This is a genomic window from Rhizobium sp. 768_B6_N1_8 (assembly GCF_051811225.1).
Taxonomy (GTDB): Bacteria; Pseudomonadota; Alphaproteobacteria; order Rhizobiales; family Rhizobiaceae; genus Rhizobium.
The window spans coordinates 1,659,060-1,672,888 of record NZ_JBPWPV010000002.1; the positions used below are offsets into that span (position 1 = coordinate 1,659,060).

The 13,829-nt window shown below is 59.1% G+C and carries 14 protein-coding genes; 2 read left to right on the top strand and 12 right to left on the bottom strand.

Annotated elements, in window-relative coordinates:
- The first annotated feature begins 56 nt into the window (after positions 1 to 56).
- Positions 57 to 1,151: a rhodanese-like domain-containing protein gene (locus tag AB8B33_RS31885; protein ID WP_439018424.1), complete on the top strand. Its 1,095-nt coding sequence runs from the start codon at positions 57 to 59 to the stop codon at positions 1,149 to 1,151.
- A gap of 312 nt (positions 1,152 to 1,463) precedes the next feature.
- On the opposite strand, the gene AB8B33_RS31890 is transcribed toward AB8B33_RS31885, so the two are convergent.
- Complete coding sequence (locus tag AB8B33_RS31890; RefSeq protein WP_439018425.1) at positions 1,464 to 2,846, bottom strand: FAD/NAD(P)-binding protein; 1,383 nt, start codon at positions 2,844 to 2,846, stop codon at positions 1,464 to 1,466.
- A gap of 388 nt (positions 2,847 to 3,234) precedes the next feature.
- Between AB8B33_RS31890 and cysE the strand changes: the two genes are divergently transcribed.
- Positions 3,235 to 4,083 carry a serine O-acetyltransferase gene (gene cysE / locus AB8B33_RS31895; RefSeq protein WP_113323921.1) on the top strand — a complete coding sequence of 283 codons (849 nt, stop codon included), beginning with the start codon at positions 3,235 to 3,237 and terminating at the stop codon, positions 4,081 to 4,083.
- 125 nt (positions 4,084 to 4,208) lie between these two features.
- Here cysE and AB8B33_RS31900 read toward each other — a convergent pair whose 3' ends face one another.
- The 11 genes from AB8B33_RS31900 to AB8B33_RS31950 form a co-directional block, all read right to left on the bottom strand.
- Entirely contained in the window at positions 4,209 to 4,541 is a 333-nt protein-coding gene (locus AB8B33_RS31900) for a hypothetical protein (RefSeq protein ID WP_113184976.1), read from the bottom strand.
- Positions 4,542 to 5,076: 535 nt separating this feature from the next.
- Entirely contained in the window at positions 5,077 to 6,078 is a 1,002-nt protein-coding gene (locus tag AB8B33_RS31905) for a GlxA family transcriptional regulator (protein WP_439018426.1), read from the bottom strand.
- The gene (locus AB8B33_RS31910) at positions 6,078 to 6,641 is read right to left on the bottom strand and encodes an isochorismatase family protein (protein WP_310381250.1); all 564 of its coding nucleotides are present in this window, start codon (positions 6,639 to 6,641) and stop codon (positions 6,078 to 6,080) included. The genes AB8B33_RS31905 and AB8B33_RS31910 overlap by 1 nt, the downstream gene beginning before the upstream one ends.
- 286 nt (positions 6,642 to 6,927) lie before the next feature.
- Entirely contained in the window at positions 6,928 to 7,314 is a 387-nt protein-coding gene (locus AB8B33_RS31915) for a tautomerase family protein (RefSeq protein WP_439018427.1), read from the bottom strand.
- Between the two features lie 195 nt (positions 7,315 to 7,509).
- Complete coding sequence (locus tag AB8B33_RS31920; protein ID WP_439018428.1) at positions 7,510 to 8,517, bottom strand: fatty acid desaturase; 1,008 nt, start codon at positions 8,515 to 8,517, stop codon at positions 7,510 to 7,512.
- A gap of 350 nt (positions 8,518 to 8,867) precedes the next feature.
- Complete coding sequence (locus tag AB8B33_RS31925) at positions 8,868 to 9,899, bottom strand: L-idonate 5-dehydrogenase (RefSeq protein ID WP_439018429.1); 1,032 nt, start codon at positions 9,897 to 9,899, stop codon at positions 8,868 to 8,870.
- A gap of 11 nt (positions 9,900 to 9,910) precedes the next feature.
- Positions 9,911 to 10,858 carry a 2-hydroxyacid dehydrogenase gene (locus AB8B33_RS31930; protein ID WP_439018430.1) on the bottom strand — a complete coding sequence of 316 codons (948 nt, stop codon included), beginning with the start codon at positions 10,856 to 10,858 and terminating at the stop codon, positions 9,911 to 9,913.
- A 20-nt stretch (positions 10,859 to 10,878) separates the two neighbouring features.
- Complete coding sequence (locus tag AB8B33_RS31935; protein WP_439018431.1) at positions 10,879 to 11,433, bottom strand: gluconokinase; 555 nt, start codon at positions 11,431 to 11,433, stop codon at positions 10,879 to 10,881.
- Entirely contained in the window at positions 11,402 to 12,169 is a 768-nt protein-coding gene (locus AB8B33_RS31940; RefSeq protein ID WP_310381237.1) for an SDR family oxidoreductase, read from the bottom strand. The genes AB8B33_RS31935 and AB8B33_RS31940 overlap by 32 nt, the downstream gene beginning before the upstream one ends.
- 43 nt (positions 12,170 to 12,212) lie before the next feature.
- Entirely contained in the window at positions 12,213 to 12,887 is a 675-nt protein-coding gene (locus AB8B33_RS31945) for a 4-carboxy-4-hydroxy-2-oxoadipate aldolase/oxaloacetate decarboxylase (protein ID WP_439018432.1), read from the bottom strand.
- A 93-nt stretch (positions 12,888 to 12,980) separates the two neighbouring features.
- Positions 12,981 to 13,814: an ABC transporter substrate-binding protein gene (locus AB8B33_RS31950; RefSeq protein ID WP_439018433.1), complete on the bottom strand. Its 834-nt coding sequence runs from the start codon at positions 13,812 to 13,814 to the stop codon at positions 12,981 to 12,983.
- Between the last annotated feature and the right edge of the window lie 15 nt (positions 13,815 to 13,829).

A 13,829-nucleotide genomic window follows, 5' to 3' on the forward strand; every position in this document is an offset into this window, starting at 1 on the left:
GGTACGGCGCGACCGCTAGTCTTGAGCCATCACCACAAAGGACAAGGAGACCGATCATGGGCCAGAAGACGATTTCGCGCGAGACGTTCCGGCATTGGCTTGCAGATGGGAACGAGCTTGCAGTTTTCGATATCCGCGAGCCCGATGTCGTGGGTTACGCCTCACCGCTCTTTGCCACCAATCTGCCGGCCGACAGAGTTGTGCGTGAACTTTCGCGCTTTGTGCCGCGCAAGGTCGTCCGCACCGTGCTCGCCGACGGCGGCGATGGAGCGGCCGAGCGCCTTGCCGCGGAAGTTGCAGTTGCCGGATGGCCGAACATCTTCGCGCTCGACGGCGGTATTCCCGGCTGGACGGCAGATGGAGAAGAGGCCGAATTGCCGACATTCGATACGCCCGGCGTCGACTTTACCCTTGCAGTCAAGGAGGAAAAGGGCACGCCGGTCATCTCTGCCGATGAATTGAAGCGACTTCGCGATGATGGTGAAGATGTTGTCGTCATCGACACCCGCACCGTGCCCGAGTTTGCCCGCGAGCACGTGCCCGGCGCCGTCAGCGTGCCCGGTGCGGAATTGGTATTGCGCTTCAAGGACGTGGTGCCCTCCGAAAAGACGAGGGTCGTTGTCTCCTGCGCCGGCCTGCCGCGCGCCATCCTCGGCGCACAAACGCTGATCGACGCTCAAGTTCCCAACAAGGTGTCCTATCTTCACGACGGGACCAAGGCCTGGACCGCAGCCGGCCTCAGCCTGGAGACAGGCAAGACGCGCACCTACGGACAGGCCAGCGAGACGGCGGTCGAATTTGCCCGCCGGCAGATCGGCATCCTGAGCAGCGGTGATAATTTCCCCGAAATCGATATCGCGACCGCAAGGGCATGGGCGGCCGATCCCGATCGCACCACCTACCTCTTGGACGTCAGGACGCCGGAGGAATTCGAAACCGGCCATCTCGACGGCACACTGTCTTCGGAAGGCGGCCAGCTGCTCGGTGTGGCCTATCGGACCATCGCGGTCAGAGGGGCTCGCGTCGTACTAGTCGACGACCTCATCGGCGCACGCGCGCGCATCGTGGCCCACTGGCTGCAGCGACGTGGTTATGAAATCGCAATCCTGTTGATCGATTTTGCGTCGCAGGAATTAAGCAACGTGGCCTGACGCGCTCCAGGCGCTCTGCGTCGGCCTTGCCCAGAACCGCATCGGCCGGAGATCCAAAAGCTGACAACGGACCTCCGGCAGATTGGACCGCACTCCAATCGTCAGATCTTGTCAAACGACATCGGCAGGATTGCGGAAAAGAGAAACTCGGTCTCAGACAGTCGGCCTGACTGCGGTCGAACTAAGGCGCCACGATAGAATGGCGGACCGCGGGCTGGCGGCTTCATCTCAACTTCGACCGTTCAGAAAGACGTTAGCCCTGTCGATCCTGCCGGGCGGCAGCGAACCTCACACACATATTCCAGTTCCCCATCACACGGATGTCGCCTGCACCACGTTCGTAGCGTTGCCAATCCATTCATTCAGCGACGCAGCGGCGGCATGGCTCTGTGAGACGATCTGCGGCACCAGATCGATATCGGCAACACTGCCAAGACCCAGGAGGCCCATCGCAAAAAGACCGGAAACTGAACGGTGCGCAGCAATAGTGCGCCCGCATTCGTCGGCGACGAGACCAAGTTCGAGCTCATCGCGTGTTGCCAGACCGCACGCAACCACGGACCTTATAAGGGAACTGTCATTGGTGGACGAAGGAAGCCGGCAGTCAACCGTGAAATCGGCCTGAAGTACTTCGAGGCCTTGCGAGGCCGACAGCAACAAACCATTGCTGGCAATGCGTTCAACCCTGCCCTTCCTCAAGGTGATCGCGCCGCTTTCGATAGCCTGATGCAGGTGCCTGTAATCGTCTGGCGGCAACCGGTGGCGATGGCTGTCATACACTGCTTTCACATGCCGTTTGAACCTTGCGCGTTCATCCGGCCTCAACTCCTCCCAAAGCTCGCGTGCCTGCAGCCGAAACCCGTTCATGATGCCCTGCCATCCAGACCCCTCTGCGTCCGCCCGCCTTGCCGCATCGCGCAGATAGCGGAACGCACCACGCAGCGTTCGCGGGATGGGTTCGCCCGCAGCGGCGGATCCGACCGCCGCCTGGGCATGCGATTGCGGCAGAAAGCCGGATTCGGAAATGAGATTGATATGAGGGACCTTGCCGTCTTTCAGAAGCGCAAGGGCTTGACCCACGGCTTTGACCCCGCCTCCGATCACGACACCGCTTTGGGCTCCGATGGGTATTGTGGGCTTCTCCAGACTGTCGCGCAATCCATAGCCCGTCGCCAGGAAGACGACGTCGAAATGCTTCCTCTGGTCATTGCCGAAAAAAACGGAAAAGCCCATCTGCGGATGGCGATCGATTGCGATCACGGTCTCCGGAAGGAATTGAACAACCACGTCCGGCCGCGCCATCAACGCCTCAGCGAAACGCTTGTAGACGTAGCTGCCAAACACCCGCTCCGGAACGAATGAGTGCTCGAGCCCCGCAGAATTGGCGGGAAGGCCATCATGCCAATCCCTGTCCGCTTCCAGCCAGCTCTGGAAGTCGTCCCTGCGCGTGGGATCGACGGACAAGTCGCGAACACGACTGTTCAATACCGTTGCCACAGCATGGTTCACGCCCTCTCCGACGTCGATCTTGGGTCGGGGATCGAACATTATCAGGTGAAAAGGACGATCGATGCCTTTGAACAGAGCGATTGCGGTCATGATGCCGGTAAAGCCCCGGCCGACGATCGCAATTCTCGCAAGGCGGTCCGCATCTTTCCCCTGAGGGTCCAAAGAGTGGGGCGAGAGAAGAGTCATGCGTTGGCTCCTTCTGCGTTGGATCAGCTCGGTTTACAAAAACACAGCCGGAACTGTTCTTGCCGCGTTAATCTCTACAAAGATGATAGATAATGGTCGCCGGATAGCAAGATCTATTCGGCAAGTCATCCTCGCCAACCCCCGCCACAGGACGCAAACCGTTTAATGTGCTGGGTAATTTCTCAACCGCATCCGCATGGGGCTGCCGCGAATTGCGACCTTTGACCTGCGTCGACGGCAGAATTTTCTCTTTTTCTATCGAATATATAGGAAAATAAACGAGCTTTCGTCGTCGTCGCGAGCGTTTGCAACCTCCCCCCACGGTAGCAACCGGCCTAGCATCGCTTCCTACAATGGAGACGAGTACTCGCGGTTTGAGGAGGTTGGCATGGCAGGTTTAAACCGCAGCTTGAGCGATCTGTCAAAAGAACCGCCCCCGTCGTCAGACGTTTCTAAATTGTGGGACGCGCTTTGCGGTGAGGCGATGGATGCAGCCTCGAAGGATCCGTCCCTGGCCCGTACAATGAATTCCGCAGTTCTTTATCATGCGAGTTTTGCGCAGGCGCTCGCGCAGCGCATCGCCTTCAAACTTGCCAACCACGACCTTGATCAGGATGAGCTGTTGTCCGTGATCGCCCAGGCGCTGATCAGCAACGCAGATATCGTCGATCATGCTGCTGCGGATTTGGCGGCGATCAAGGAACGTGACCCCTCAAATGCGGAAATCCTGACGCCATTCCTGTACTTCAAGGGATTCGTGGCTTTGCAGGGACAGCGTGTCGCGCATTGGCTTTGGCATCATGACCGCATCCATATGGCCCGGCACGTGCAAAGCCGCATTTCCGAAGTCTTTGGGGTCGATATTCATCCCGCCGCGAAAATGGGAAAGAGCATCATGCTCGATCATGGAAGCGGCCTCGTTATCGGCGAGACAGCGGTTGTCGAAGACGACGTATCGATCCTTCAAAACGTGACCTTGGGCGGAACCGGCAAGGAAAGCGGTGATCGCCATCCAAAAGTAAGGCGTGGGGCGCTCATCGGAGCCGGAGCCAAAATCCTCGGTAATGTAGAAATTGGCGTCGGCGCCAAGGTTGGGGCCGGCAGCGTGGTCGTCGGTTCCGTTGCGCCCTACACCTCCGTCGTCGGCATTCCGGCGACACCGACCGGAAAACGCCACTCAAGCCTTCCCGGCATCACAATGGATCAAGCGCTGGCAGAGCCGGAATACATCATCTGATGCAGGCTTTCGCAGACGCTGCTGTCCCGGACCCTATGTCTAGGAGACTCTGGGGCGGATATTGCCCCTCGTTGCGTTCTGGTTTCGCATCTTTCGAAGAACCGCACTCACCGCTTCAGACTCTGCTATCTTTGCCCAATCGGGAACAACAATAGCATCATTGCGACCAAACCCAGTCCCGCGCCGACCATCTGTGAGGGAGCGAGCCGCTCGTCAAAGACAAAATATGCAATCACGTTGATGAGCAGCAGTTGAGCAACGGCGGAAACCGATATGGCGAGCCCCATTCCACCCTCTCTCATCAGCCGCACCATGATCAGATTACCCACACAATAAAGCGCAAGTGACAGGACCAGCACAAGAATGCTGTTGGTCGCGATATAGGTGCGTGAAGCGGTCGCCGCACCGAGGAATGTTGCCATTGCGCCGGCGAGCCAAAGCAGAAATTCTATTCTCATAGGTGACCTTCGTTCGTCTTTCCGCAAGCTGCATACAGCTGTCGGCCGAGGATCGCCAGCATTGGATTCCACTTACGGATCGGCTGTTCTGGCCTAATCGGACGCTTTTCTCAAGCCTCGCATCGAGAGCGTGAATGACGTTCTCGATCCGCAGCAGCAGGCTCTTGCCGACATCGTCTTTCACCATCCATCGGCTGATTGCGGGTCTTTCTGAGATCGTCTGCGGTAGAATTTGTCAAGGAGCGCCTCGATTTGAGTGCCTTATACTTCGCATCAGCAACGACCTTCGGTCATCATCTCGACAGTCGACGATCTTCGGCGGTTCATTCCTCCCGACCCGCTACGTCGGCTGTTCCCCCTCTGGAGGTTCTTGACCTTCACACCTCGAGGCCCGGCTTTACGCCCGTGGCCTCTTTTTTTGTCCATCCGGCACAGATCCCGTTGCCATACAGCCGTTGTTTGCGCACTCTTGCGCCGCGTTTTCTCAGCACAATTTCGAATTCTGTCTCTGGATCGGGGGATTTGATCTAGCTTTTCAGCCCCTGGCAGGCGCTCGGACGTGGCCTGGTGGTGTGTCGTGAACTCGTCTCCAGGCCCGCCGAAACTGTCGAGCCGACGAAAAGCCGATGCGTTCGGCGACGTTTTCCATATCGAGTCTTGAACCGATGATGAGTTCTCGTGCGAGCGCAATTCGCATGCGATTTACATAGTCGGTTACGCTCATGCCGGTGTGCTCGTTGAAAAGCCGTGACAGATTGCGCGGGCTCGTCGCGGCGATCTTGGCAAGCGCCTCGACGGACCAGTTCTGCGACGGATCGGCACCGACGGCATCTTGAGCTCTGTGGATCGCCGGATGGAGGTGGTTTCGCCCTTCCAGCCACGGCGACAATTGAGGATCACCGCCGGCCCGTCGCAGGTAGATGACCAGCGTGCGTGCGACGGCAAGCGACACGGCGTGGCCGACCTCTTTTGCGACAACGGCAAGCATGAGATCGATCCCTGCAGTGACGCCGGCACTGGTCAAGCGCTCGCCGTCCTCGACATAGAGCCGGTTTTCGCGGACGCGAGCGGTCGGAGCAAGTCGGACGAGATCCTGCAGCATGGAATGATGGGTGGTGCATTCGTGTCCCTCGAGCAGTCCCGCGCGTGCCGCAAGCAAGGCACCGGAACAGATCGTCGCAAGCCGGATACCAGGACGAACGATCGCCCTCAGCCATTCAACGATTTTCGCTTCGAGAGCCGCGTCTCCCGGAGCAGTCTCAACCACTCCAGCGAGCGGTTCATCCACCGCACCGGAAACAACGAGAAGTGCGTCATCGGGCAGGCGTGCCGGAAGCGGGGAAATCCTGGCCAGGTCGAGACCGGTCGAACTTCGCACCTCTGCGGCAGGTCCGATGTAGGTCGGCAAGAACGCTATCGATTCCTGTTCGAGATTGGCTCTGCGCAAGACTTCCATCGGACCTGCGATATCGAGCAGGAGCGCCCGCGGCGGCACGACCACAAAAACCGGGATGATGCGCCGGGGGCCTTCCACCATTATGCGGCCGCTCGTGCTGAAAGCCCGTTGAGCACCTGCTCCACGGTAACGATACGGGCAAAACGATCGGCAAGGACCAGTTCCGTGCGCGCCCTGATCTCGGCGGCACTCCATTCGCGGCCGGATGTATCGGTCATTGGAAAGGTCAGTGTCGCCTCGCCGACATAGTCGACCTCATAACCGAGGTCGGAGGCGTGCCTGGTCGTCGTCTCACAGCACTGCTCTGTGCGAATGCCGGAGACGATGACGCGCCGGATGTGGTTTTCAGTCAGCCAGACGTCCAGGCCGCTGCCAACGAGCGCGCTGTGGCGGCGCTTGCGAAACACCGCATCCGCCTTGATCTGAAGCGGCGTCAGCGGACGGACGAAACCCGAGCCTTCAGAGAAAACGCCTGACTCCTCGACGTGAAATATCTGGACGACCGGAAGACCGGCCCTTTTCGCGCCATCGATCAGCGCCTGCTGAGACGCAATGTAAGTCCCGATCTCATCTTCACGGAAATAGGGTCGATGACGGAAGGATTCCTGGGCATCGATGACGAGGAGTGCGGTATCTGCAGACATGTGATTATCTCCAAGGGATGAGCGTGAAGACAGTCTACCGACAACACCATACTGCGAAATGCCGATTGCGGACAGATAGCGGACAGATCGCGCCAACCCGAAGACCGAACACCGGAGGTCCCCATCTGTCGAAGACACTCACACAGATTTGCTGCGCAATCACATTATCGGGTGTCCCGACATGACCGGCATCTGATGTGGAAGCGTTCGTCGGAAGAAACGGATGCCGCCAATCATTTTGTCCTGTCCGTTGGATTCGCAAAGTTGCACCTCATCGGCCGGCAGCCTAAACATCGATCTTGTAACCAAGGTCAATGTCGCTTGCCGCTTTCCCAGGAAGCCCCCAGTTTGAGGCGGGCACTTCGACGAGGATGGTTTTGATATCGGAGGCAGGGATACCGAGGGATGAGAGCTCTCTCGCCAAACCAGCGTAGAGCCGCCGCTTGGCGTCGTCGGTACGGCCGGAAAATAGGGTTACCTCCACCACCATATAGGAGGAACCTTTTCCGGGCGGGGTGATAATGGCGTCGTCATCGTACTCAAAGAGACGCACACACCGGTCGTCACTTGGCAGTTTCAAGGCGTCCAATAAGGCACGTTGCACGGCTTCGATAAGTTCGAGCCTGCCCTCTCCTATCCATCCACGCCGTGTCTCGATGCGAGTCGAAGGCATCATAATCTCCAGTCCAGCACGTGATGTAGATCTTAAGAGCTCGGCATGATCGGCATGGCGTTCCTTTTACAATTCATCGCCGGGCAGCGTTCGCCCCGCTCCAAGGTACGATTCATGATAGCTTCGACGCTGGTTCATCGATTGGCGATCTGGACCCGTCTGCTCTCAGTCTTTCCCAGCAAGCGCTGCGTTCCGTCATGCCCCGGTCAGCTGTGTTTCGCCTGTCGTGACAACGCCTTCATCGAGCGATCGAGCGAGAGGTTCTGAAAAAGCGTGACGTGGATGGCGTGGATCATCATGTGATGTCAGAAAGAAGCGACGGGCGACATCGATATAGCCATTATAGACGAGACCACCATTGATCGAGACAAGCAGGTTCCGGTGCCGGCGGTAGAGACGCGGAATCCGGTACCATGGTATGCTGGGCCTCTGATGATGGAGAACATGCAGGTTGTTGTAGAGGAACAGCAGACCGAACAGCGGGCTGTTTTCAACGATGGCCGTGCGTTCGTGGTAATGATCGGCAAAGCGGTGTTCGGCATAGGAGCGCAGCCTGCTGAGGGACGCGCCGCCATAGACGAACGCCAGCAGATAAAGCCAAATCGGCATTTGGCAAATCGAGCCAATCCAATAAAGAACGACCGCAATGCTGACGAAGTGCCATGTCCATAGTATCGCGCGATGCCTGTCTCCGCCCGTGACCCTGACGAACTCTTCCCCCACAAAGTTTAGGATCATGACGAGTGGGCCAAGGGTCAACCGTCCCAATAGCGTTGTATTCCAGACAGCCAAACCGCGGCCGAAGCGGCCCATGCGGTTCCAAGCCACCTGGGTAAAGTATGAGGATTCCGGATCCTCAATCGGATCGGTCAGAAGTTCGTCGCGGTGATGGACCAGATGGGCCTCGCGATAGATGACATAGGGCAACCAGAGTGATAGGGGCGGCCAACCGATCGCATCGTTGATGCGCTGATTTCGCGTCGGGTGCCCATGTATCACCTCGTGTTGCAGCGATCCGTGCCAGGCAATCAACCAGCTTCCGAGCGCGATAACGACAACGAGCGGCAATTTCTGCCAAAACCAGGTCACCGCCAGAAAGCCGCCATAGATGACGAGCGCCAAGGCAACTGTCTGCCATTCAATGCGTGCAATGGAAACGACGGACTGGGAGGGAAGATTTTCGACACCCGTACGGAGCGGCATTCACGAGATCCAAAAAAGCAATATCTTGAAACGCCACTATAGAGGCGATCAAAGCGCGCTTGCGCCACACAGGTTTGCCGACCGCGTTTCGAAAAAGGAAAACTCGTGCGCCCCAGCGTAAAATCGCAAAATATTTATCTATTAAAAATATAGACTATTCCAGCAGCCGTCGTAGCCCGCTGACAATTGGAAATTTGATTCGACAAATGGGATGCGTGGCAAGCGGAATTGTTGCTCAGATGGAAGCGCGCTGGGCCAGCCAGGAGGGTCGTGCAGGTAAAAGCGCGCCAGTGTGTGAAGGCATCATCGATCGCGAAGCGCCATCAACACGACTGATGGCGCGCTTCCTCTCAGAAGGCGATTTGGACCTTCATCGACCGATTTCGGTCGCCGGCCACCTCAAAGGCGCGGACGGCATCGTCCAATGGATAGGTCTCGGTCAACAGCGGCCTGAGATCGACGCGGCCTTGGTTGATGAGGTCGATGGCAAGAGCGAATTCCTCGTGAAAGCGGAAGGTTCCCTTCATCTCGATCTCCTTGGCGACAACCACGTTCTGCGGGATCGAAACATCTCCGCCGAGGCCGAGCTGGACGAGGGTCGAGCGGGGTCGGAGAACTTCAAGCCCCGCACGGACCGCGCGTTCGTTTCCGGAGGCTTCGAATTGGACGTCAAAGTAGCCCTTTCTTTCAGCGTATGCCGACAGCTTCTCAGGACTTTCCGCGACGTTGATGACGCGATCGGCCCCCACTTCCAGAGCCTTGTTCAAGACCGTGTCCATAACATCTGTTGCGACGATCTCGCGCGCGCCGTGCGCCCTTGCGGCAATGATGGCGAGCGCACCGATCGGACCGCAGCCCGTCACGAGCACACGTTTGCCCGTCAGCGAGCCTGCGCGGTTGACGGCGTGCAGCGTCACTGCAAAAGGCTCGGCCATGGCGGCTTCGCCGATCGACACGCTTTCGGCGACCTTGTGGCACTGCCACGCCTTTGCAATCAAGCGCTCGCGAAATGCGCCCTGGATGTGCGGCATCGGCATGGCGCTGCCGTAAAAGCGCATGTTAAGGCAATGGTTCTGCTGGCCCTTCAGGCAATAGTCGCAGGCATTGCATGGCCGGCTTGGCGAGACGGCGACACGATCCCCCACCGCAAGATCCGAGACACCCTCGCCAAGTGCCGTGACGACGCCGGCCACCTCATGCCCAAGAATCATCGGCTCGCGAAGGCGCACCGTCCCAAAGCCGCCGTGATTGTAGTAATGCAGATCGGAGCCGCATATCCCTCCTGCCTCGATCGCCACTTCGACCTGACCGCGCGCCGGTGCCTCGACAGGCCGCTCCTCTATGCGAAGATCCTTGGCTGCGTGAATGACGAGAGCTCTCATCGATGTGGTCCTCAAATGACGGGGGTTGGAGGTGTGGCGCCGGCGAAGTGGGCAGCGAGATTGTCTCGCACCAGCCTGCCCATCGCCTTGCGGGTTTCTATCGTCCCGGAGGCGTGATGGGGCTGGACGAGTACGTTGTCGAGCCCCAGGAAGCGCGTATTGAGCTTCGGCTCGGCTTCGAAAACATCGAGCGCCGCCGATCCCAGTGCACCACTTTCAAGTGCATCGAGCAACGCGTCTTCATCGATATTGGAGGCACGCGAGATATTGATGAGCATGCCGTCGGGACCTAGCGCTTCTATGACATCCTTCGAGACGATGTGGCGGGTCGCCTGCGATGCGGCGAGCGTCACGAACAGGAAGTCGGAACGCGCCGCAAGTGCGACAGGATCGGCGACAAAGGTCATGCCCGCGGCATAGGGCTTCTCGCTCACGTCTGAATAGGCAATGTCCATGTCAAACCCGCGAAGACGCTTGGCGACCTCGAATCCGATCCGGCCGAGCCCGAGAACACCAGCGCTGCGACCCCAGACTCGTCTCTTCAGCGGATAGAGCCCACGGTTTTCCCAGCTGCCATCCCTGACCCAGGTCTCGGCGCCAATCATGCCCCGCGACTGGACAAGCATCATCGCAATGCCGAGATCGGCCACGTCGTTGGTCAGGACGTCGGGCGTATTGGTGACGCGTATGCCCCTTGTCCGGCATGCACCAAGGTCGACGGCATCATAGCCGACCCCGTAGACCGAGACAATTTCAAGCCCGGGTAGCTTTTCGATCATCGCGGCCGACGCACCGAGTTCGCCGCGTGTTGCCACGGCGCGGATACCGGCACCGTGGTCGGCAAGGAACTTCTCCTTGTCTTGGGCCTCGTAGAATTTGTGGACCGTATAATCCCGCTCGAGTTCGACCAGGTCCCATTCCGGATAGGGCCCGATCAGAAGGATTTCAGGTTTTGTCATGGTTTCCTCCACTATCGTGATTATTCGTGCCGGCGGTTGGCGAGCGATGCGACGCTTACCAACGCAACCGAGACCATGCGTACAAGCGGCTGGTCGATTTCGATCGTTACGACGTCGCGCTCGCCGAGAGGCAACTCCAGGGTGGCTAGCTGGCTGTCGAGGAGTGCGAGCGGCATGTAGTGATCCTTGCGACCACTCAGCCGTGCGGCTAGCGTCGAGCGATCGCCCTGCAGGAAAATGAACGAAAGAGGTCGGCCTGCCCTCGCCCGCAGGAAGGTTCGATAGGACCGCTTCAGCGCCGAACAGGAGATCACGGTCTCTTCGACCACGGCAAGTTCGTCGCCGAGGGTCTGCAGCCATGGCCAGCGATCCTCGTCTTCGAGAGCCACGCCCGCCGTCATTTTCTCGATATTGCTCGCCGGATGACGGCTATCGCCTTCGACGAAGCGGTAGCCGAGATGGGATGCCAGAAGCTCTCCCACCGACGTCTTGCCGCATCCCGATACGCCCATCACTACGATGGGGCCGAGATGCGAGCTAGTGTCAAAGGCAAGTGGTGATGCCGCCGTCGACATAAAGCGTGTGTCCATTCACAAAGGAGGAAGCATTGCCGGCAAGAAAGACGGCCGCGCCGACCAATTCCTCGACATCGCCCCAACGGGCGGCGGGCGTGCGCTTTTCAAGCCAGGACGAGAATTCCTCACTGTCGACAAGCGCCTGATTGAGCGGCGTCTTGAAATAGCCGGGCGCTACGGCGTTGATCTGGAGACCATATCTCGCCCAATCGGCGCACATGCCGCGCGTCAGATTCTTCACAGCGCCCTTCGTCGCCGTGTAGGGCGCGATCCCGGGGCGGGCGAGCTCGCTCTGAACGGAGGCGATGTTGATGATCTTGCCTCTTTTGCGCTTTATCATGTGGCGGGCGACGGCCTGACCGACATGAAAGACGCTGGAGACGTTGGTGCGCAGCAATTGGTCCCACTTCTCGACTGGAAAGTCCTCGAGCGACGTGCGGAACTGCATGCCAGCATTGTTGATGAGGATGTCGATCGGGCCGATTTCGTACTCGATGCGGTCGACGCCAAGACGTACCGCCTCGGCATCGGTCACGTCGAAGTCGCAAGCCGACACAGTGGCGCCAGCCTCTTTTATGCCGCGTACGGCCGCGTCAAGTTTTGTCCGGTCCCGACCGTTGAGGACGATGTCGGCGCCGTGATCGGCAAGGCCCCTGGCGAGCGCAAGACCGATGCCTTGCGACGAGCCGGTGACGAGCGCCCGCCGTCCGGAAAGGTCGAATAATGGAAAGCTCATTGACTGTCTCCGACCGCGTATGCGGCAATACTGGACCTGCGCGTCAGATGTCGACGACCAGACCCTTCGCCTTCAGGACCGGCTCCAGCTTGCTGACCTCGATGACCGACTTGCCCTGCTTGTAGGCCTCGATGAAGCCAGCTTCGGCATCCTCGCGCAGCTTTGACAGCCTTGCCGCCTCCTGGGCTTCGGCCCGCCGCACGACGACCAGCCCGTCGGCGTCGCCAACGACGATGTCGCCGGGATTGATGATCTCGCCGCCGACAATGATGGGGTCGTTGACGGCCGCGATCGTCTCCTTGACCGTGCCCTTGATGCAGACGCTGAGCGAAAAGACCGGAAAGCCGAGGTCGCGCAATTGAAGCGTGTCGCGCACTCCCGTGTCGGTCACGAGACCGCCGATGCCCTTTGCAAGGCAGGCATTCGCCAACACGTCGCCGAACGAGCCAGCCTCTTCGTATTGGCCGGCCGAGACCACGATAATGTCACCGGGCCTGGCGTAATTGATGGCGAGCTGCAGCATGATGTTGTCGCGCGGCGCGCATTTGACGGTGAAGGCCGGCCCGCACAGTTTCATGCGATAGTCGACCGGCTTCAACCGCGAGGAGAGAGCGCCGCGTCGGCCCTGCGCCTCATGGATCGTTGCGGGCGAGAACTTGGAAAGCGCCTCGATGTCGACCTTGCTCGGCCGTTCAGCGATGTCTTTGATGTGGATCATAGGAAACCTCGGGCAACAGTTTTGGGAGCGGCGGGCAGACCCGCCGCCGGCATTGATGGGTGATGTCTCAGATCGTTTGCGGCAGATGCCGGCTTAGGGGATCGGATCGAACTTCAGCTCCGAGAGCGGTACGACCTTGTCGGTACGGGTCATCTTGTATTCGGTGTTCGGGCCAAGCCAGGTGTCCCAGATCTTGTTGATCTCGCCGCTGTCGTCGAGCTTGTGCAGGATCTCGTTGACCTTGGCAGTCAGCGCCGGCTGATCCTTCTGCATGCCGATGCCGATCGGCTGGTAAAGCATTGGTTCGTCGATCATGCGCATCTTCTTGCCGCGCGTCTGGGACTCGTTGACGAGCTTGGTGGTGGTCATGGTATTGGCGACCATGCCGCGCGCCTTGCCCTGCTGGACGGCAAGATAGGCAGAGCCGGTATCCTGGAATGTCAACGGATCGGACTTGTTGAGCTTGATCGACATCTCAGACGTCGAACCCTTTGTCGAGGCAAGCCGCTGGCCCGCATAGTCGGCTTTCGACTTGCCTGCATCGTCTGCCGGCACGATCAGCATTTCCTTGGCGACATAATAGGGATCGCTGTACTGGATCTGCTCGGCGCGGCTGAGCGTATAGGCGAGATTGGCGACGGTGATGTCGACACGGCCGAGCTTGACCTCCGGAATGCGGGCTTCGACCGAGATCGGCTTGATTTCGGCCGTCACGCCGAGCTCCTTGGCGATCGCCTTGCAGAGGTCGACGTCGAAGCCGACCATCTCGCGCGTCTTGACATCCGGCGAGGAAAAGGGCGGCACGTCGGCATAGGTCGCGCAACGCAGCGTCTTATTGGATAGGATCGTATCAAGCTGATCGGCCTTCACCGGCAGCGCGGCGGCGCCGACGAGGACCAGGCTTGCAGTAATGCATTTCCAGTTCATTGCTGTTCTCCTTGT